Source organism: Streptomyces sp. NPDC126510 (genome assembly GCF_040302345.1).
In the GTDB taxonomy this organism is placed as follows: domain Bacteria; phylum Actinomycetota; class Actinomycetes; order Streptomycetales; family Streptomycetaceae; genus Streptomyces.
Map to the genome: position 1 here is coordinate 38,413 of NZ_JBEORR010000002.1, position 19,389 is coordinate 57,801.

The 19,389-nt window shown below is 71.8% G+C and carries 20 protein-coding genes and 1 riboswitch; of the genes, 9 read left to right on the plus strand and 11 right to left on the minus strand.

The window, feature by feature from the left end; all coding sequences use genetic code 11:
• Positions 1-20: 20 nt before the first annotated feature.
• Positions 21-77 carry a trp operon leader peptide gene (locus ABTX60_RS02100; RefSeq protein ID WP_078602827.1) on the minus strand — a complete coding sequence of 19 codons (57 nt, stop codon included), beginning with the start codon at positions 75-77 and terminating at the stop codon, positions 21-23.
• A gap of 96 nt (positions 78-173) precedes the next feature.
• Here ABTX60_RS02100 and ABTX60_RS02105 point away from each other — a divergent pair, with 96 nt between their 5' ends.
• Together ABTX60_RS02105 and ABTX60_RS02110 are read left to right on the plus strand one after the other, a co-directional pair.
• Complete coding sequence (locus ABTX60_RS02105) at positions 174-1,526, plus strand: class II 3-deoxy-7-phosphoheptulonate synthase (RefSeq protein ID WP_352095169.1); 1,353 nt, start codon at positions 174-176, stop codon at positions 1,524-1,526.
• 147 nt (positions 1,527-1,673) lie between these two features.
• Positions 1,674-1,907 carry a (2Fe-2S)-binding protein gene (locus tag ABTX60_RS02110; RefSeq protein WP_053671928.1) on the plus strand — a complete coding sequence of 78 codons (234 nt, stop codon included), beginning with the start codon at positions 1,674-1,676 and terminating at the stop codon, positions 1,905-1,907.
• Between the two features lie 9 nt (positions 1,908-1,916).
• Here the strand turns inward: ABTX60_RS02110 and bfr are convergent, their stop codons facing one another.
• Positions 1,917-2,393: a bacterioferritin gene (gene bfr, locus ABTX60_RS02115; protein ID WP_344457173.1), complete on the minus strand. Its 477-nt coding sequence runs from the start codon at positions 2,391-2,393 to the stop codon at positions 1,917-1,919.
• Positions 2,394-2,569: 176 nt separating this feature from the next.
• On the opposite strand from bfr, the gene ABTX60_RS02120 reads away from it, so the two are divergent.
• Complete coding sequence (locus ABTX60_RS02120) at positions 2,570-3,220, plus strand: sulfite oxidase-like oxidoreductase (protein WP_351642687.1); 651 nt, start codon at positions 2,570-2,572, stop codon at positions 3,218-3,220.
• A 3-nt stretch (positions 3,221-3,223) separates the two neighbouring features.
• On the opposite strand, the gene ABTX60_RS02125 is transcribed toward ABTX60_RS02120, so the two are convergent.
• From ABTX60_RS02125 to thiO, 5 genes are all read right to left on the minus strand, one after another.
• The gene (locus ABTX60_RS02125; protein ID WP_352095170.1) at positions 3,224-4,102 is read right to left on the minus strand and encodes a deoxyribonuclease IV; all 879 of its coding nucleotides are present in this window, start codon (positions 4,100-4,102) and stop codon (positions 3,224-3,226) included.
• A gap of 59 nt (positions 4,103-4,161) precedes the next feature.
• Entirely contained in the window at positions 4,162-6,096 is a 1,935-nt protein-coding gene (gene pknB / locus ABTX60_RS02130) for a Stk1 family PASTA domain-containing Ser/Thr kinase (protein ID WP_352095171.1), read from the minus strand.
• A gap of 103 nt (positions 6,097-6,199) precedes the next feature.
• A complete protein-coding gene (locus ABTX60_RS02135) occupies positions 6,200-6,997 on the minus strand; it encodes a thiazole synthase (protein WP_352095172.1) in 798 nt (265 codons plus the stop codon).
• A 2-nt stretch (positions 6,998-6,999) separates the two neighbouring features.
• Positions 7,000-7,200 (minus strand): sulfur carrier protein ThiS, encoded by a 201-nt coding sequence (thiS, locus tag ABTX60_RS02140; RefSeq protein WP_053671923.1) that lies wholly within the window; start codon positions 7,198-7,200, stop codon positions 7,000-7,002.
• On the minus strand, positions 7,197-8,369 hold the full coding sequence (gene thiO / locus ABTX60_RS02145; protein ID WP_352095173.1) for a glycine oxidase ThiO: 1,173 nt from the start codon (positions 8,367-8,369) through the stop codon (positions 7,197-7,199). Before thiO ends, thiS begins: the two co-directional genes overlap by 4 nt.
• Positions 8,367-8,478, minus strand: a riboswitch (TPP riboswitch). It overlaps the preceding gene by 3 nt.
• Positions 8,479-8,530: 52 nt before the next feature.
• Between thiO and ABTX60_RS02150 the strand changes: the two genes are divergently transcribed.
• The 6 genes from ABTX60_RS02150 (at position 8,531) to ABTX60_RS02175 (ending at position 13,660) form a co-directional block, all read left to right on the plus strand.
• A complete protein-coding gene (locus ABTX60_RS02150) occupies positions 8,531-8,881 on the plus strand; it encodes an avidin-fold protein (RefSeq protein ID WP_352095174.1) in 351 nt (116 codons plus the stop codon).
• Between the two features lie 32 nt (positions 8,882-8,913).
• Entirely contained in the window at positions 8,914-10,173 is a 1,260-nt protein-coding gene (locus tag ABTX60_RS02155; protein WP_352095175.1) for an NAD(P)/FAD-dependent oxidoreductase, read from the plus strand.
• Positions 10,174-10,266: 93 nt separating this feature from the next.
• Positions 10,267-10,632: an Rv2175c family DNA-binding protein gene (locus tag ABTX60_RS02160; protein WP_086855209.1), complete on the plus strand. Its 366-nt coding sequence runs from the start codon at positions 10,267-10,269 to the stop codon at positions 10,630-10,632.
• A gap of 363 nt (positions 10,633-10,995) precedes the next feature.
• Positions 10,996-11,655 (plus strand): thiamine phosphate synthase, encoded by a 660-nt coding sequence (gene thiE, locus ABTX60_RS02165; RefSeq protein WP_352095176.1) that lies wholly within the window; start codon positions 10,996-10,998, stop codon positions 11,653-11,655.
• Between the two features lie 98 nt (positions 11,656-11,753).
• Complete coding sequence (gene metF, locus ABTX60_RS02170; RefSeq protein ID WP_352095177.1) at positions 11,754-12,677, plus strand: methylenetetrahydrofolate reductase [NAD(P)H]; 924 nt, start codon at positions 11,754-11,756, stop codon at positions 12,675-12,677.
• Between the two features lie 56 nt (positions 12,678-12,733).
• A complete protein-coding gene (locus tag ABTX60_RS02175; protein ID WP_352095178.1) occupies positions 12,734-13,660 on the plus strand; it encodes an SCO2102 family sporulation regulator in 927 nt (308 codons plus the stop codon).
• A 27-nt stretch (positions 13,661-13,687) separates the two neighbouring features.
• On the opposite strand, the gene ABTX60_RS02180 is transcribed toward ABTX60_RS02175, so the two are convergent.
• From ABTX60_RS02180 to ABTX60_RS02195, 4 genes are all read right to left on the minus strand, one after another.
• Positions 13,688-15,178 (minus strand): phytoene desaturase family protein, encoded by a 1,491-nt coding sequence (locus ABTX60_RS02180; RefSeq protein WP_352095179.1) that lies wholly within the window; start codon positions 15,176-15,178, stop codon positions 13,688-13,690.
• A 488-nt stretch (positions 15,179-15,666) separates the two neighbouring features.
• Complete coding sequence (locus ABTX60_RS02185; protein ID WP_352095180.1) at positions 15,667-16,296, minus strand: TetR/AcrR family transcriptional regulator; 630 nt, start codon at positions 16,294-16,296, stop codon at positions 15,667-15,669.
• Between the two features lie 47 nt (positions 16,297-16,343).
• A complete protein-coding gene (locus ABTX60_RS02190) occupies positions 16,344-18,428 on the minus strand; it encodes a YhgE/Pip family protein (RefSeq protein ID WP_352095181.1) in 2,085 nt (694 codons plus the stop codon).
• Complete coding sequence (locus ABTX60_RS02195; RefSeq protein ID WP_352095182.1) at positions 18,400-19,236, minus strand: ATP-binding cassette domain-containing protein; 837 nt, start codon at positions 19,234-19,236, stop codon at positions 18,400-18,402. The genes ABTX60_RS02190 and ABTX60_RS02195 overlap by 29 nt, the downstream gene beginning before the upstream one ends.
• Positions 19,237-19,389 lie beyond the last annotated feature (153 nt).

Here is a 19,389-nt window from a genome sequence, read left to right on the forward strand (position 1 = left end):
GAAGTCTTGAGTACGCGCAGTCAGCGGGCCGCCGGATGAGCGGTCCACCACCAGGTCTGGATCGAGTGCGCGAACATGCGACGCACCCTACCCCATGTCCGAGGGGTGTTCGGGGTGTCTCACTTGCTGGGCATGGCTCAGGACGCCCGACACGACCCCGTAATGTTGGTGACGTGACCGTGAACGCTAAGACCAGCGCGAGTGCTGGCAACACCTGGCGAAACCTGCCCGCGGCGCAGCAGCCCGAGTACCCCGACACCGAGGCTCTGCGCGCAGTCGTTGCGGACCTCGAGTCGTATCCGCCGCTCGTCTTCGCGGGCGAGTGCGACCAGCTGCGCGCCCGGATGGCGGCCGTCGCCAAGGGAGAGGCGTTCCTCCTCCAGGGCGGCGACTGCGCCGAGGCCTTCGACGCGGTGTCCGCCGACCACATCCGCAACAAGCTCAAGACGCTGCTCCAGATGGGCGCCGTGCTCACGTACGCCGCGTCCGTGCCGGTCGTGAAGGTGGGCCGGATCGCCGGGCAGTACTCCAAGCCGCGCTCCAAGCCGACCGAGACCCGCGACGGCGTGACGCTGCCGACCTACCGCGGCGACTCCGTCAACGGCTTCGACTTCACCGAAGAGGCCCGCATCCCGGACCCCGAACGGCTGAAGCGGATGTACCACGCGTCCGCCTCCACGCTGAACCTGGTGCGCGCCTTCACCACCGGCGGCTACGCCGACCTGCGCCAGGTGCACGCCTGGAACCAGGACTTCGTGAAGTCGTCCCCGTCGGGGCAGCGCTACGAGCAGCTGGCGCGCGAGATCGACAACGCGCTGAACTTCATGCACGCCTGCGGGACCGACCCGGAGGAGTTCAAGACGGTCGAGTTCTACGCCTCGCACGAGGCGCTGCTGCTCGACTACGAATCGGCGCTGACCAGGGTCGACTCGCGCACCGGGCAGCTGTACGACGTCTCCGGGCACATGGTGTGGATCGGTGAGCGCACCCGGCAGCTGGACCACGCGCACATCGAGTTCGCCTCGAAGATCCGCAACCCGATCGGCATCAAGCTGGGTCCGACGACGACGGCCGAGGACGCGCTCCAGTACATCGACCGTCTCGACCCGGACCGCGAGCCGGGCCGGCTGACCTTCATCGTCCGCATGGGTGCCGACAAGGTCCGCGACAAGCTCCCCGAGCTGGTGGAGAAGGTCACCGCCTCCGGTGCCACCGTCGCCTGGATCACCGACCCGATGCACGGCAACACCTACGAGGCGGCCTCCGGGCACAAGACCCGCCGCTTCGACGACGTGCTCGACGAGGTCAAGGGCTTCTTCGAGGTCCACAAGGCCCTCGGCACCCACCCGGGCGGCATCCACGTGGAGCTCACCGGCGACGACGTCACCGAGTGCGTGGGCGGCGGCGACGAGATCTTCGTCGACGATCTGCACCAGCGCTACGAGACGGCCTGCGACCCGCGGCTCAACCGCAGTCAGTCGCTCGACCTGGCGTTCCTCGTGGCCGAGATGTACAGGGACCAGTAGCAGGTCCGCCTGTTACCCGGGCACGGACTGGGGCGCGGATCACACGATCCGCGCCCCACTCCACTTTTCCGCTCGCGACCCGACGGGTAAGGTTAGGTTTGCCTCACCGATCAACGGGGCGGCAATCCGGGAACGACCCGTCGGGAGGTGAACCGCGTGTACGTGTGCAGTTGCTTCGGCATCACCGAGCAGCAGGTCAAGCAGCACGCGGACGGCGGCGCCTGCACTCCCCGCCAGATAGCCTCCGCCTGCAAGGCGGGCACCGACTGCGGGTCCTGCGTACGCCGCATCCAGGCCATCCTGGGCAGGGGGTCCTGCCCCCGTCGTGACCTTGCCGACCGGGGCGAGCCGGTGCTCTCGGAGCTGGAAGACGCCGCCTGACGGCAGCCCTCAGCTCGGCTGCTCGATCTGCTGCGCGATGTACAGCGCCTCACCGAGCTTGTCGATCAGCTCGAGCTGCGTGTCCAGATAGTCGATGTGGTGCTCCTCGTCCTCGAGGATGGACTCGAAGAGGTTCGCGGACGTGATGTCGCCCTTGCTGCGCATCACCTCGATACCGCGCCTGAGCCGGTCGATCGCCTCGACCTCGACCTGCCGGTCCGCCTGGAACATCTCGGTGACCGTCTGGCCGACCCGTACATGGAAGAGCCGCTGGTAATTGGGCAGGCCGTCCAGCATGAGAATGCGCTCGGTGATCTTGTCCGCGTGCTTCATCTCGTCGATGGATTCTTCACGCGTGTACTTGGCGAGCTTGGTCCAGCCGTTGTTGTCCTGGATCCGGTAGTGCAGCCAGTACTGGTTGATCGCCGTCAGCTCGCCGGTCAACTGCTCGTTGAGGAATTCGAGGACCTCGGGGTCGCCCTGCATCGCAGAGGCTCCTTCCGCGCGGGGGGAACTGGCAGGTTGCGCCGCATGATTCCACTGAGGAAGAAGATCGTCCAGTAAGTCTGCACTTAGTAAGTAAGGGCATGCTTAGTCGAGTTTGTTCCGTTTCGGGGTGGCCTCGGTCAGGGGCATCACCCGGGGTCTGTCAGGATGGAGTCATGGGTCAGCCGCTGGAACACGAATCGGGAGAAGGGCGCGATCCAGCAGGAGCGGCGCAGCCGGAGCTGCCCCCGGGCCAGCGGCTGCAACGCGGCTGGCCGGTCACGCACTACGGGCCCGTCCCCAAGTTCCGGCCCGAGCGCTGGGAGTTCCGCGTCTTCGGTGCCACCGCCGGCGGCGGCAAGCACTGCTGGACGCACGAGGAGTTCACGGCCCTGCCCCACACCACCGTCGTGGCCGATCTGCACTGCGTCACGAAGTTCAGCATGCTGGGCGCCGAGTGGGGCGGCATCCCCGCCCGCACGCTCCTCGACCTCGCCCCGCCCGCGGACGACGTCACCCATGTGATGGTGTGGGCCGAGTACGGATTCAGCTCCAACCTCCGGCTGTCCGACTTCGCCGACGAGCAGGTCCTGTTCGCCACCCACAAGGACGGCGAGCTGCTCACCGCCGAGCACGGCTTCCCGCTGCGCCTGATCGTCCCCCACCTCTACGCCTGGAAGGGCCCGAAGTGGGTGCGCGGCGTGGAGTACATGACCGCCGACCGGCGCGGCTTCTGGGAGGAGCGCGGCTACCACAACATCGGCGACCCCTGGCGGGAGCAGCGCTACTCCTACCAGGAGCTCCCGGGGGACGGCCCCGACCTCTGAGGTTCAGCCGTCGCGCAGCTTCTTCAGCCGCTCCACGTCGGCCGCGTGCCCCTGCTTGCCGCCCGGCGTCTCGATGATCAGCGGCACGCCCGCGGTCGCGGGGTGCGTCATCAGCGCCCGGAACGGGTCCTCGCCGATGTGGCCGACGCCGATGTTCTCGTGCCGGTCCTTGTGCGCGCCCACGACGTCCTTGGAGTCGTTGGCGTGGATCAGCTTCAGCCGGCCCTCGCCGACCGTGTCGACCAGCAGGTCCAGCGTCTGGTGCATTCCGCTCGGTCCGGTCAGGTCGTGCCCGGCTGCGTAGATGTGGCAGGTGTCCAGGCACACGCCGAGCATCGGGTGGGCGTCCAGCGCCTCGAAGTACGGGCCGAAGTCCCACGTCCGTGAGCACAGTGAGGCACCCTGGCCGGCCGTCGACTCCAGCAGCAGGAACGGATCGTCGTCGTGGGTCAGCTCGTCCAGCAGCGGCAGCAGATGCTCCCGTACCTGCTTCAGCGCCACCGACCGCTCCCGGCCGCCGGTCGCGCTGCCGGTGTGCACGACCACCCCCAGCGCCCCGATCTCCCGCCCGCGCCGCAGGGAGTGCCGCAGCGACTCCACCGACCGCTCCACGGTCGCCTCGGTGTGCGAGCCGAAGTTGATCAGGTAGGGGGCGTGGACGTACGCCGGGATCGACCCGTCCGCGCACGCCGCGCGGAACGCCTCGTCCTGCTTGGGGTTACCGGTGGGAGTGGCCCAGCCGCGCGGGTTGGCGACGAAGACCTGGACGGCCTCCGCCGCCAGATCACGGGCGTACGACAGGCCGACGGAGTGGAGCCCACCGGCCACGGGGACGTGGCCGCCCACGGGGTTGCGGGAGGGGCCGGACAGCTGACTGTTCACCCGTTCAGGGTGTCATGCGTCCGGCCCTGCCCCGGCCGCGGGCCTCAGGCCCGCCCGACTCACCTGATCTTGATGGTGATCGTGGAGCCCTTGGGCGCGGTCCGACCGCCCTCGACGGACTGGCTCTTGACCTCGTCGCCGAACAGGCCGAGCAGCCCGCGGTCCTCGTCGACCTCGAACCCGGCACCTTCCAGCGCCTGCCTGGCGTCGTCGACGGCGTCGCCGACCACGTCCGGGACCTCGATCATCTCGGGGCCCTTCGACAGCGTCAGCGTCACCGTGTCGCCCTCGGCCGCCCTGCCGGACTTCGGCGTCTGCCGGACCACCTGGCCCTTGTCGTACTCGGAGGAGTTGACCCGCTCGGTGGCGATCTTCACCTTGAGCCCGGCCTCCGTCAGCTCGGACCGCGCGTCCGCCTCGTCCGAGCCGGTGACGTCGGGGATGTCGATGGGGGCGCCCTTGCTGACGACCAGTGCGACGGCCGTGCCCGCGCGCACCTTCGTGCCGTCGGCCGGGCTCGCGGAGACCACCGAGCCGCGGGGCACGTCCTCGCTGAACTCCCGGGTGACCATGCCCGGCTCCAGCCCGTCGTCCTTCAGCAGGTCCCGCGCCTCGCCCAGCTTCTGTCCCGCGAGGGCGGGCACCCGCACGGTCTCGGGGCCGTCGGAGACCGTGATGCCCACCGAGTCGTTGCCGCGGATGCGCGTCCCGGCCTTCGGGTCGCTGCTGATGACCTGGCCGCGCTCCACGGTGTCGCTGTGGGCGTGCTCCACCCTGCCGAGCTCGAGACCGGCGTCGCGCAGCCGGTCCTCTGCCTGCTCCTGGGTCTTCGTCAGCAGCGGCGGGACCTCGGTGAACTGGCCGGAGTTGATGTACCAGACGCCGACGCCGACACCCAGCGCGAGCAGGACGGCGACGACGATCGCCGCCGGGCCGCGCCGGGGCCCCCTGCGCCGGGACGGCGGGGGCGGCGGCGGGGACGCGAAGCGGCTGGTGCGGTCGAGAGCGGCGGCCCCGGAGGCCTCGTCGTCCTCGTTCACCGGCAGCGGGCGGGGGGTGGTCAGGGCGCGCGGGATCACGGTCGTCCGGTCGCCGCCGTTGTCGTGGTCCGCCGCGAGCGCCTGCGGCGGCACCGCGTCCAGCTGGTCCTCGTCCAGCCGGCCGCGTCCGTCACGGACCTGCGCGAGCAGGGCCACCGCGTCGTGCGGGCGGAGAGCCGGGGTGCGGGCCGTCGCCGAGGCCACCATCGCGTCCAGCTCGTACGCCATGCCGGGCACGGCGGCCGAGGGCGGGGGCACGTCCTCGTGCAGGTGCTTGTAGAGGATGACGGCGGGGGAGTCCCCGTCGTGCGGCTTGTCACCGGTCAGCATCTCGTACAGCATCACGCCGCACGCGTACACGTCGACGCGGGGATCGGCGGTGCCGTCCTCTATCTGCTCCGGGGCGAGGTACGAGACCGTGCCGAGCACGGTGCCGGTGGTGTTCGTCACCGTGTCCACGGCCCGGACCAGGCCGAAGTCGGCGACCTTGACCCGCCCGTCGTCCCCTATCAGGACGTTCTCGGGCTTCATGTCGCGGTGCACGAACCCGGCGCGGTGCGCCGCGCCCAGAGCGGCCAGCACCGGCTCCAGGATGTCCAGGGCGGCACACGGCTGCAGGGCCCCGCGCTCGCGCAGCACGTCCCGCAGGGTGCAGCCCGCGACGTACTCCATCGCCAGGTACACGTAGGAGCCGTCGGTGCCCTGGTCGAAGACCTGCACCACGTTCGGATGGGCCAGTCGGGCCACCGACTTCGCCTCGCGGATGAACCGCTCGACGAACGAGGCGTCGACCGCGAGCGAGGGATGCATCACCTTGAGCGCGAGGACCCGGTCGAGCCGGGTGTCCACGGCCCGGTAGACCGTGGCCATCCCGCCGACCGCGATCCGCGCGTCGATGCGATACCGGCCGTCGAGCACCTGCCCAACCAAGGGGTCCTGAAGGGTCGTGTCCACGCAGGCGAGTGTACGAGCCACGACCGACAGCCCTGTCCCCCCTGCTGTTTCCGGGGCGGGACTGCAGCCGACCTGTGACGTGTGTCCCACCTTCTCCTGGCCTCTACTGGAAAGCGGGCCGCTCCGGGTCCAGCGCGGCCATGCCCTCCACGGGCGACGACGCCTGCGCGAAGTGCCGCCGGGGGATCCGCCCGGCCCGGTACGCCAGCCGCCCCGCCTCCACGGCGTGCCGCATGGCGTCGGCCATCAGCACGGGTTCCTGCGCCCGCGTCACCGCCGAGGCGAGCATGACGCCCGCACACCCCAGCTCCATCGCCAGCGCCGCGTCCGAGGCCGTCCCCGCGCCCGCGTCCAGGATCACCGGCACGCGCGCGTGCTCCACGATCAGCTGGAAGTTGTGCGGGTTGCGGATGCCCAGCCCGGAGCCGATCGGCGAGCCGAGCGGCATGATCGCCGCGCAGCCCGCGTCCTCCAGCTTCCGCGCGAGCACCGGATCGTCGTTGGTGTACGGCAGCACCGTGAAGCCGTCGTCGACCAGGGTCTCGGCCGCCTCCAGCGTCTCGATCGGGTCCGGCAGCAGCGTGCGCTCGTCGGCGATGACCTCCAGCTTGATCAGGTCCGTGCCGAGGGCCTCGCGCGCGAGGCGGGCCGTGAGGACGGCCTCGCCGGCGGTGAAGCAGCCCGCCGTGTTCGGCAGCACCCGGATGCCGAGCTTGTCGAGGACGGACAGCACCGAGCCGTGCACCGAGGCGTTCACCCGGCGCATCGCGACCGTCGTCAGCTCCGTCCCGGACGCGGCCAGCGACCGCTCCAGCACGTCGAGGCTGGGCGCCCCTCCCGTGCCCATGATCAGACGGGACGTGAAGGACGTGCCGCCGAGGACGAACGGATCGTCGGCCATCGTCAGCCTCCCTGGACGGCGGTGAGGACTTCCACGCGGTCCCCCTCGGACAGGGGCGTGGAGGGCCACTGGGTGCGGGGGACGACGGTTTCGTTGAGGGCGGCGGCCACGCCCGAGGGCGAGGCCGTGAGCGACCTCACGACGGTGTCCAGAGCCGTGCCGGGCCCGACGTCCCGGGGCTCGCCGTTGACCGAGATGTTCATGCGGGCTGCTCCGTGAGTGCGGTGGCGGGGCTGAAGCGTTTCGGGGTGAAGGGGCGGGCCTCCTCGGGGAGTTCGCCCGTCGCCAGGACGTGCGCCATGGCGTCACCGGTCACCGGTGTGAGCAGGACGCCGTTGCGGTAGTGCCCGGTGGCCAGCAGCAGCCCCTCCAGACCGGTGGGTCCGAGCAGCGGCGCGTTGTCGGGGGAGCCGGGCCGCAGCCCCGCCCTGGTCTCGGTGAGCGGCAGCTCGGTGATGCCCGGGACCAGCTCGTGCGCGTCCCGCAGCAGCTCGTACACGCCGCCCGCGGTCACCGTGGTGTCCCAGCCCAGCTCCTCGCTGGTGGCCCCGACGACCAGTTCGCCGCTCGCCCGCGGCACCAGGTAGACGTGGCTGCCGCGCACGACCGCCCGCACGGTCCGGCTCAGGAAGGGTCCGTGCCGCTGCGGCATGGTCAGCCGCAGGACCTGCCCCTTCACCGGCCGCACGGGAGGCAGCACGTCCTCCGGGACGCCCGCCAGCCGCCCGCTGAGACTCCCCCCGGCGAGCACCACCTGCCCGGCCGCCGCCCCGGTCCCGTCGGCCAGGGCGGCGCCCGCGGCCCGGTCCCGGACCACGGTCAGCCGCTCCGCCCACGTCCGGTGGACGACCACACCCGCCCGCTCGCACGCGGCGAGAAGCGCCCCGGCCAGCCGCCGGGGATCGATCTGGTGATCGCCGTCGACCCTCAGCCCTCCGCGCACGCCCGGCGCGAGCATCGGCTCCAGGCGTCGGCACTCGCGCCCCGACAGCCACTGCGACTCCAGCCCCGACTGCTGCTGCAGGGCGTGCAGTTCGCGCAGGTGGGCCCGGTCGTCGGCGTCCAGGGCGACGGCGAGCGTGCCGCAGCGGCGGTAGCCGAGGTCCCGGCCGGTCAGCTCGGTGAGCTCGGCGGCGAAGTCCGGATAGCGCCGGGCGGAGGCGAGGTTCAGCCCGAGCAGGGTCTGCTCGCCGTAGTGCAGCTCCGTGACGGCGGCCAGCATGCCGGCAGCCACCTGAGCGGCACCGCCGCCCGGCTCGGGGTCCACGACGGCCGTGGCGAACCCGCGTTGCGCGGCCCGCCAGGCCGTGACCAGGCCGATGATCCCGCCCCCGATGACCAGGACGTCTGACGATGTGGACGTACGCGACATGGGCGTCCAGCCCCTCCCTTCGCCGGCATGACCCGGATCAGGTTCGTACGGTCGGAGGCCGCCAGCCTCCCTCTCAGCCCGGTGCGTCCGGGCTCCCGCGAGTGCTTTACGTTGGCCACCCTAGCCCGATGCCCTGCCCCGCAGTAAGGGAGCCTCAGCCCATGGCCCGATCCCTCGACGGTCTCGTCCTTGCCCCGGTCGCCGACCAGGCACCGGGTCAGGTGGGCACCCGGACCCGGTTCACGTACCACGAGCGGGCGGGCGAGATCTGGGCGGAGTACACGGGCGGCGACGTCGTACGCGGGCACCTCGTGGGTACCCGGGAAGGTGACCGGCTGGACTTCCGGTACGTCCAGCTCAAGCGGGACGGCACCACGTCCTCGGGGCACTGCGTCTCGGCGGTCGTGGAGCTGCCCGACGGGCGGGTGCGGCTGGAGGAGACCTGGGAGTGGGAGTCCCGGCGGGGCGACGGCACGAGCGTTGTGGAGCAGGTCACGGCGCATGAGCACTGACTGACAAAACGTCAGGTGTCTATGGTGATCAGGTGAGCGAGCAGACGCAGGAACCAGGTCCGTCCGCGCCGCGGCGCGTCGTCGTGGCGGGTGCGGGCATGGCCGGGGTGCAGACCGCCGTCGCCCTGCGCGAGCAGGGCTTCGCCGGGGACGTGATCCTCATCGGCGCCGAGCCCCACCAGCCCTACGACCGGCCCCCGTTGTCCAAGGCCGTCCTGCTCGGCAAGTCCGAAAGCTCCGCCTTCGACGTGGACTTCGAGGCCCTCGGCATCGAACTGCGGCTCGGCTGCGAGGTGCTGGGCCTGCGCCACGCCGACCACGAGCTGGACACCGAGGACGGGCCCGTGCCGTACGACGTCCTCGTCGTCGCGACCGGCGCGGAACCCGTCCGGCTGCCCGGCACCGAGGGCGTTCCGGGGGTGCATCTGCTGCGCACCCTGGACGACGCCGAGCGGCTGCGGCCGGTGCTGGCCCGCCAGCACGACATCGTGGTCGTCGGCGCGGGCTGGATCGGCGCGGAGTTCGCCACCGCCGCGCGCGAGGCGGGTTGCGCGGTGACCGTCGTGGAGGCCGCCGAACGCCCGCTCGCCGAGGCGCTGCCCGCCGAGGTGGCCGCCCCCATGGCCGGCTGGTACGCCGACGCGGGCGCGGTCCTGCGGACGCACGCGCGCGTGGAGCGCGTCGAACCCGGTGCCGTCGTCCTCGACGACGGCACGCGGCTGCCCGCGGGCGCGGTCGTCGTCGGCATCGGCGCCCGCCCCGCCACGGCCTGGCTGGCCGGCTCCGGCCTCGAACTGGGCCCCCACGGCGAGATCGTCGCCGACGAGCATCTGCGCACGGCCGTGCCGGATGTGTACGCGGTCGGCGACTGCGCGTCCTTCCCCTCGGGGCGCTACGGCGAGCGCCTTCTGATCCACCACTGGGACAACGCCCTCCAGGGGCCGCGCACGGTCGCCGTGAACATCGTCGGCGGGGCAACGGGGGAGACACCGGCCGTGTACGACCCGGTGCCGTACTTCTGGTCCGAGCAGTTCGGGCGGTTCGTCCAGTACGCCGGGCACCACGCGGCCGCGGACACCACCCTGTGGAGGGGCGACCCCTCCGGTCCGGCCTGGACGGTCTGCTGGCTGCGGGCCGAGCGGCTGGTCGCGCTGCTGGCGGTGGGCCGGCCCCGCGACCTGGCGCAGGGCCGCCGCCTGATCGAGTCCGGCACGCCGATGAATCCGGTGCTGCTGGCCGATCCGGCCAGGCCCATGAAAGCGGCGACGGCCCAGACGCCACCGCCTCGGTGAGGGCCGCGGGCGCGGTGCGGCCGGGCGCGGCGCGTCCGCCGGGTGGACCGGTCCGGCTTCCGACTGTCAGCGGCAAATGGCAGGCTGGTTTCCGTGACCGAGATTGACGCAAAGATCGATGCTCTCGTCCCCGCCTGGCTCACCCTCCCCGACATCGCCGAACAGCTCGGCGTCGAGGTGACGCGTGTGCGGCAGCTGGTCAAGGACGGCCAGCTCATCGCCGTACGCCGAGGTGAGAACCGCGCGCTGCACGTCCCCGCCGCCTTCATCGACGGGGACAAGGTCGTCAAGGGCCTGTCCGGGACCCTGACGCTCCTGCGGGACGACGGCTTCACGGACGAAGAGATGCTGGAGTGGCTCTTCACCCCGGACCCCAGCCTGCCCGGCACCCCCGCGCAGGCGCTCAGCGAGAACCGCGGCACGGAGGTGAAGCGCCGCGCCCAGGCGCTCGCGGTCTGACCCGGCCGCGACGGGACAACCGTCCGGTGCCGTGTGAGCGGGGCCGGACCTGAACAACCGCCCGATGTGGGGGCCGTGACCCGAGGGGTCACGGCCCAGGGGTGGCATGCGCCGCGTGCGGGGAGTCGAACGCCACCGGCGTGGCTGCGAACGCCACCCATGGCGCCGCGGACCTCACCGGCCTTGGCCGACGGGTCCGTGGCGGGCCGGGGCAGGCGTAGGGTGCCCGAGGCGGTCGCGGCGGGACGGGTGCGGCCCGTGCCGCACGCTCAGGCACGCCGCCCGCGCACGCCGCTCACGCGGGCCACCGCACGCCGCCCACGCGGGCCCACCCGCACGCCACCGACACCCAGGGGGACACGCATGACCGGCACCGCCGCCGCCACCGCACGGGCCCAGCTCGCCGACGCCCGGGTCTACCTCTGCACCGACGCGCGCAAGCGGCAGGGCGACCTCGGGGAGTTCCTCGACGCCGTGCTGACCGGCGGGGTCGACATCGTGCAGTTGCGGGACAAGGGCATGGAGGCCGCCGAGGAACTGGAGTACCTGGCCGTCTTCGCGGACGCCTGTGCCCGGCACGGCAAGCTGCTCGCGGTCAACGACCGTGCGGACGTCGCCCATGCCGCCGGCTCCGACGTCCTGCACCTCGGCCAGGGCGACCTGCCGGTCCCCGCGGCCCGTGCGCTCCTCGGCGACGACGTCCTGATCGGCCGTTCCACCCATGCCGAGTCCGAGGCCGGGGCGGCCGCCGTCGAACAGGGCGTGGACTACTTCTGCACCGGCCCGTGCTGGCCGACGCCCACCAAGCCCGGCCGTCACGCACCCGGCCTGGACCTCGTCCGCCACACCGCCGCTCTCAGGACCGACCGCCCCTGGTTCGCCATCGGCGGCATCGACCTCGGCAATCTCGACCAGGTCCTGGAGGCGGGCGCCCGGCGGGTCGTCGTCGTCCGGGCGATCACCGAGGCGGACGATCCCGGGGCCGCGGCGGCCGCGTTCGCGAAGCGGCTGCGTGAGGCGTAGTCCCCACGGCTTGTCCAAGGGATGGACAACAAGTGGACAATTAGGGCAAAAGTCGGCCCCCGGTTGGGGGACCGACCGCCCCTGGCTAACCTGCCGGTATGGCCCTCGGCACCGCATCCATCAGGTCGGACCACGCCCGCACCGTCCGCGACATGCTCGCGGCCGGCAAGACGACGTACTCGTTCGAGTTCTACGCCCCCAAGACCCCGAAGGGCGAGCGGAACCTGTGGAACGCGCTGCGCCGGGTCGAGGCCGTGGCGCCCGACTTCGTCTCCGTGACCTACGGAGCGGGCGGTTCCACCCGTGCGGGCACGGTCAAGGCGACCGAGGCGATCGCCTCCGACACCACCCTCACCCCGATCGCCCACCTCACCGCGGTCGACCACTCGGTGGCCGACCTGCGCAACATCATCGGCCAGTACGCCGACGCCGGGATCCGCAACATGCTCGCCCTGCGCGGTGACCCGCCCGGCGACCCGATGGGCGACTGGGTGCCGCACCCCCGAGGTCTGGCCTACGCCGCCGAACTCGTCGAACTGATCAAGGCCTCCGGCGACTTCTGCGTGGGAGTCGCCGCCTTCCCGGCGATGCACCCCCGCTCGTGCGACTGGGACACCGACGTCCGCCACTTCGTCGACAAGTGCCGGGCCGGCGCGGACTACGCCATCACGCAGATGTTCTTCCAGCCCGAGGACTACCTCCGGCTGCGCGACCGGGTCTCGGCCGCCGGCTGCGACACCCCGATCATTCCCGAGATCATGCCGATCGCCAGCGTGAAGACGCTGGAACGGATCGGATCCCTCACCAACGCCACGTTCCCGGACGCCCTGAAAGAGCGGATCCTCACAGCAAAAGACGATCCGGCCGCTGTACGCTCCATTGGGATCGAATTCGCCACGGAGTTCTGTGCGCGGCTGCTCGCCGAGGGCGTGCCCGGCTTGCACTTCATCACGCTCAACAACTCCACCGCGACACTGGAGATCTACGAGAACCTGGGTCTGCACCACGCACCGCAGGCCTAGACCGTTCGCACCGGTATACGACACACTGCGTAGCGGCCACTGTGAGAGGGGCGTACATGGGCTGGGCGGTCCTCTACATCGCGTTCGGCATCGTCGCGCTGTGGCTGCTGGGCGAGGTGCTCCTGCAGTACAAGGCGCGACTGCGCTGGCGCCTGCTGGCCTTCGCCGGGTTCCTCGGTGTGGTCGTCGGTGTCCTGATCCCGTCGGTCGTCGTGATCGGACTGGGTGCGGCCGCCTTCGCGGTCGGGCAGACCTACGTCACTCTGTCGTTCCGCAGCGGCTTCGCGGCCGGCTGGGCGATGAACGCGCCCGCGCTGGGCGGCAGCAAGCGGCGCCGCGGTGAGCGCGGCCGCCAGGAGCCCACCCTGGAGGTCTCCGGCCTGGAGGCCGAGGGCGGTCATGACGACGAGGCCGGCGCCTACCGTCGCGACCCCGCCCCTCACGGCCAGGACGACGACTACGACCGGGACGACGTCTTCACCCCCGCCCGTCCCATGCACCAGCCGGAGTCCGCCGAGACCACCGCCGTCTACGAGCCGCAGCCCATGCCCGAGGACACCGGCTCCTACGGCGTCTACGACCACGGGTACCAGTCGGGGGGACAGCAGTCCGCCGACCAGTCCTACGCCTACGACTACTCCGGCTACGGCCAGCAGCAGGGCTACGACGCCACCGGTCAGCAGCAGTACGCCGCATACTCCGACCCGTACATCGGCTCGTCGAACTACGGCCAGGGCACGTACGACGGCACGTACGGCGACCAGCAGTACGGCGACCAGCAGTACTACGGCCAGCAGAGCTACGGCCAGGACCAGTACTCCGGCACCTACGGCGGCGACAGCCCGCCCGGCGGGGTCTGGGTCCCGCAGCAGCGCAACACCGACGAGTACGGGCAGGAACTGCCGCCGGAGCAGCCGTACGGCTACCAGGGCGGCGGGCAGCAGCCGCAGGGGAACGGGTACGACGAGCAGTACCGTTTCTGAAGCCCCGGCCCCGCCGGGGTGCTGTGCTCACTGCGAGCCGCGGAACTCCGGCCCCTCCACGATCAGTCCCGCCACCAGCGCGCCCGACATACCCGCGTGCGGCAGCCCGCCGCCGGGGTGAGCCCAGCCGCCCACGGTGAACAGACCGGGTAGCCGCGTGCCGTTGGACGGGTGCAGCAGCCGTCCGCCGCCCGCCGCCAGGGCCGGCACGGGTACCGCGCCACCCTCCGCACCCGTCGTGTCCGCGATGTCGGCCGGGGTGCGCACCTCGTGCCAGAGCAGGCGGTCACGCAGGACCGGTACGGCGCGTTCGGCGACGGTGATCATGTGGTGGGCGAGGTCGTCGTGAGCCCGGCCGGGCCGCGCGGGCACCACCGTCGTGAGCGTGACCGCCTCGTGGTCCGCCGGAGCGGTGCCCGGGTCGTCGGGCCGCAGCACCGTGACCGTGGGACCAGAATCTCCGGCCGCCCCGCCGAACAGGGCGTCCAACTCCGCCTCGCGGTCCTGGGCGTGCACCACCGTGCGGTGAGCCGTGCCCTCCGGGCGGGCACCGCGCAGGGCCAGCAGGACGGTCACCCGGGACGCCGCAGCCGGCTGCGGCGGCACCTCGCCGTCGCCCCGGACTACGGTGCCCTCCGTCAGCCGGGCCAGTACGCCGGGGGCGACACCGGCCACCACGAAGTCCGCCTCCGCCACCGACCCGCCGGCGAGTTCCACCCCCGACGCCTCGCCGTCCTTCTCGAGCACACGGGTGACGTCGGCGCCGAAGTGAAACTCGACCCTGCGGGCCAGGCACCGCTCGTACACCGCCCGGGCCAGCTCGCGCAGACCACCGCGCACGTACCAGGTGCCGAAGGCGTGCTCCAGGTAGGGCAGGACGGCCGCGCTCGCCGGGGTGGCCCGGGGGTCCAGACCGTGGCCGAGGGCATGACTCTCCAGGAGAGCCGCGAGCCGGGGGTCGCGCAGCTCCCAGGCGCCGATCTCGGCGAGTGTGCCGGCCCGGCGGGTGCGCAGCAGCCGCTTGTGGGGCACCGACGGATAGGGCTCGCGCTCGGCGAGCACCTGCCAGTTCGGCCACAGCGGCTCCTCCAGCAGCGGCCGGCGGGTCCGGTCCCAGGCCTCGCGGGCCCGGACCAGGAAGTCGCCCCAGCGCTTCCCCGCGTCCGCCCCGAGCCCCTCGTCCAGGGCGGCGACGACGCCCGCGCGCGAGGCGTTCGGCAGCGAGACCTCGGTGCCGTCCGCGAACACGTGCCGGGCCGACGGGTCGACCTGGACCAGCTCGACACAGGACTCCAGGGGCTCCTTGCCGGTCTTGACGAACAGATCGCGGTAGACGGCGGGCAGCGGCAGCAGGGTCGGGCCGGTGTCGAAGGAGAACCCGTCGCGCTCGAAGCGGCGCAGGGCTCCGCCGTAGGTGTCCGTCCGCTCGTACACCGCCACCCGGTGGCCCGCGACGGCCAGCCGGGCGGCAGCCGCCAGCGCGCCCATCCCGGCGCCGATCATCGCAATCCGTGCCATGTCAGGGACTTTATCGGCCCGCACTGACAGCCCTCACAGGCGGCACTTGCCGACCGGCCTGCGAGTACGGGCGCGGAGGCGGTCGTCATCAGGTGGCGACGGAGCGGTGTGGGGCCCTGTGCGCAGCACTGAGTACGTATACCTAGCCGGTCAGTTGAGTACGCGTGCGGATGGGGGACGACCTGCGCGGAGGAGAGAGTGGAGGCACGGAGAGGGGCACGGCTCCGGCACCGGCGACACGGGGCGCCGGAACGGAGCCGGCCCGCGATCCGCTCCTTCCGCCGGCGGTGTCGGCGGGAGCGAGACACGGGGGAGAACCGGGGGAACGGGAGGAAACCGGGGGACGACCGAACGGGGGTCCTGCGGGGGGACGCACGGGGGAGCAGGAGAAGGAAAACGGGGGAGTGGGGAAGGCGCCGGTTCGAGTTGGCCCGCGGGGGACGCGGCCACGACGGACCGGCGCCTTCACATGCGCACGGGACGACGGGTCAGCGGCAGCCGCTCACCCGGCCCTGGAGCAGCCGGGACAGCGCCGCGTGGACGTCGTCCAGGGAACGCTCCGCCTGGAAGGACTTCCAGTCGAGCGCGGCGACCAGGACCATGCCGACCAGCGCGGAGGCCGTCAGCGGGACGTCGATCTCCTCGCTGAACTCACCGCCCTCGACCCCCTCGCGCAGTACGTCCTCCACGACCGCGACGGCCTGCTGCCGGACCACCATCAGCGTGGACTGCCAGGTCCGGTTGGTGCGCCACAGCTCGGCGACGTACAGCTGGGTGAAGGCCGGGTAGCGGTCGATGAAGACCAGTCCCGCACGGATCATCGCGTCCAGGGCGTCGACCTTGCCGCCGCCCTCCCGCGCGGTCCGCTCGGCCGCCTCCCGCAGCGAGGCGGTGAGGAGCCCCACCCCGTGCCGCAGCAGTTCCTCGAAGAGGACGGACTTGCTCGCGAAGTTGTAGTAGACCGTGCCCTTCGCGACCCCGGCACGCTCGGCGATCTCGTCCACGGTCGTGGCGGAGAACCCCTGCTCGGCGATGAGCGTGACGGCCGCCTCGTAGAGCTTCTGCCGGGTGGCCTCGCGGCGCGTGCTGCCGCCCGACGCGGCACTGCTGCTTTCCATGGCCCCGATTGTCACAGGAACCTTTCCGGGGGAAGCGACGGTGGGGCTCACAGGCTCAGCTCCGGGTGCAGCCGGTCCAGCGTCCACACCTGGCGCCGGCGGGCCGCCACGGCGGTCAGCGCGAGGGCGCCGGCGGTGAACGCCGTCAGCACCACGCACGCGTGCCACACCGGTTCGAGTCCACCGCCGGTGATGAGCCGCCTCAGGGCCTCGACGACGTAGCTCATCGGAAGGAAGGGGTGGAGCGCGTTGAAGAACCCGGGGCTGGTCTGCACGGGATACGTGCCGCCCGCCGAGGTCAGCTGGAGCATCAGCAACGCCAGGACGAGGATCCGGCCCGCCGCCCCGAAGCGTGCGTTCAGCCACTGCACGATCGCCGCGAAGCACGCCGTCACCAGGAACAGGAAGCCCACCGTCCCGGCCGCCCGGGCCATCTCCAGGCCGACCGCCCAGTGCAGCACCGACATCAGGGCCACCGTCTGCAGCACCCCGATCGCCACCACCGGCAGCCAGCCCGACAGCGCGATCCGCCATGCCGGGGCGCCCGCGGCCAGCGCCCGCCGGTTCATGGGCGCGATCAGCATGTACGCCACCATCGCACCCACCCACAGGGACAGCGGGATGAAGTACGGCGCGAATCCGGTGCCGTAGTTGGGCGCCTTGTGCAGGTCGTGGGAGGCGAGCCGCACGGGGTCGGCCATGACCTCGGTGCGCCGGTCGCGGTCGTGCTCGTCGTAGTCGGGGATCTTCTCCGCCCCGTCGTGCAGGCCGCCGGCGAGCTTCCCGGAGCCGTCGACGAGCTTGAAGATGCCGCCGTTGAGGTCGTCCGCGCCCGTCTTGAGTTTCCCGACGCCCTTGTCCAGGGCGACGGCCCCGGTCTTGGCCGTGCCGATCCCCTTGTGCAGCTTCTTCGCACCGGAGGCCACCTCGGCCGCCCCGTCGTTCAGCGCGTTGATCTTCTTGACGGCGTCGGTGAGGTCCTCGGAGAGGTGCGGTGCGCGGTTCGCGAGCGCCTGGGACTGCCTCTGGAGGGTGGCGAGGTTCTTGTCGAGCTTGTCGAGGTCGCCGTCCTGGTCCGCGATCAGCGTGTTGAGGTCGTCGGCGATGGTCGTCACGTCGGCGGCCGCCTCCTTGGCCTTCTTCAGGTCGGAGCAGGCCGGGTCGGGCAGGACCGGATCGTCGCAGCGCCGGGCATAGACGCCGTTCAGTGTCCCGGACGCCGCCCGGGCGCCCTTGGCGGCGGTCGGGGCCGTCTTCACCAGGGTGTCCAGGTGCTTGCGGATCACCCCAGAGGAGTCGGCGACCAGCTGGGCTGTGTCGCCGATGGTCTTCTCATTGCCCTTCAGGAAGGGGCCGACCTTGTCGGCGGTGCCGTTGACCCGGTCGGCGAGTTTCTGCGTGCCCTCCGCGACCCTTTTTGAGCCGTCCTCCAGGTCGCCCGCGCCCGTGTGGAGCTTCTTCAGGCCGGTGGCGAGCTTGCCGCTGCCGCCCTTGGCGTTCTTCAGGCCGTCGGCGAGGTCCTTGGAGCCCTTCTCGGCCTTGTCGATGCCGCCGTTGAGCCGGTCGGCGCCCTTCGCCGCCTTCACGGTCTTGCCGTGGATGTCGGAGAACGACACGAAGATCTTGTCCAGGAAGGACCGGGACGTCTTGGTGGACGCCGCCTGCCGCACCTCGCTGAAGACGGTGCGGGAGATCTGGCCGACGATGTAGTTGTTCGCGTCGTTCGTGCGCACCTGGAGGGCGCCGGTCTCCGGGCTGTTGCCGGAGCTGGAGGCGATCCGCTCGCTGAAATCGGCGGGCAGGGTGAGCGACAGGTAGTAGCTGCCGTCCTCGACGCCCCTGCGGGCCTCGGCGGCGCTCACCTCCTGCCAGTCGAAGGTCTTGCTGTCGTGTAGGCCCTTCGTGATGTCGTCGCCCGCGGTGATCTTCTTCCCGTCGGCGGTCGCCCCCTTGTCGTCGTTCACGAGCGCGACCGGAATCCGGTCCAGACGGCCGTACGGGTCCCAGAACGACCACAGGTACAGCGCGCCGTAGAGCAGCGGCAGCACCAGCAGCGCGACCAGCGCGGCGCGCGGCAGCTTCCCCCGCCCGAAGCGGCGCAGCTCAAGCGCGGCCAGTTTCGGCGATCGCATCGGCCTTCTCCTCTCCCTGGTCCGCCCGGTCTGCCTTCTCGGCCACGTCCGGCTGGTCTGCCTTCCCGGCCTCGTCCGGCTGGTCGTCTCCGACGGCCGGGTCTGCGTGGCTCTGCGTGGTGGAGACCCGGACGGCGCCCTCGGGAGCCTCGCTGCACACCGCCACGACCGTCGTCCCGGCGTCGGCCAGAGACCTGAGCAGCGCGTGGACCTCCTCCCGCTCACCGTCCGAGAGCTTGAGGTCGGCGTCGTCGACGCCGAGCAGCCGCGGCCCGCCGACCAGGGCGAGCGCGATCGACAGCCGCAGCGCCTCCAGGCGCTCCAGGTCCCGTACGGCCGTGCGGGGCCCCTTGGGCAGGGTCTCCAGGTCGAGCCCGGCTGCCTCCAGCGCGGCGTCGACGCGCTGTTCGGCCTCGGCCGCCCGCTCGCGGCGGGGCCGCAGCAGTCCGCGCAGCGATGCGCCGAACCGCCGCTGGAGCAGCGCCCGTTCCCGCAGGTGCTCGCCGACGGTCAGCGCCGGGTCGAGGTCGGTGACCCCCGGGACGTGCGCCAGCGCGCTGTTGCCACGCACGGCCGCCATCTGCTTCGGCAGCCGCGCGTCGCCCACGGCGGCCATGCCCTCCGAGACCTTCATCCGCCCCGTCAGCGCCAGCAGCAGGCACGTCCGGCCGGACCCGGACGGGCCCTCGACCGCGACGAGCGCACCCGGCTCGGCGTCGACGGAGATCCCGCGGACCGCCCACCCCCGTGGCCCCTTGACCCCGAGGCCGTCGGCGGCGATCCGCACCCCTCCCGCCTGTTCCCCCACGAGTCTCCCCTGAATTTGAACTGACTGGTCAGTGCAAAAACTACTCCGAACCTACGAGCGAGGCAAAACGGCAGGTCAGAACGGATTGTCAGTGCCATACCTCACGATGGGTCACATACGGCACTCCGTGACCGGACGTGCCGTCAACCAGAC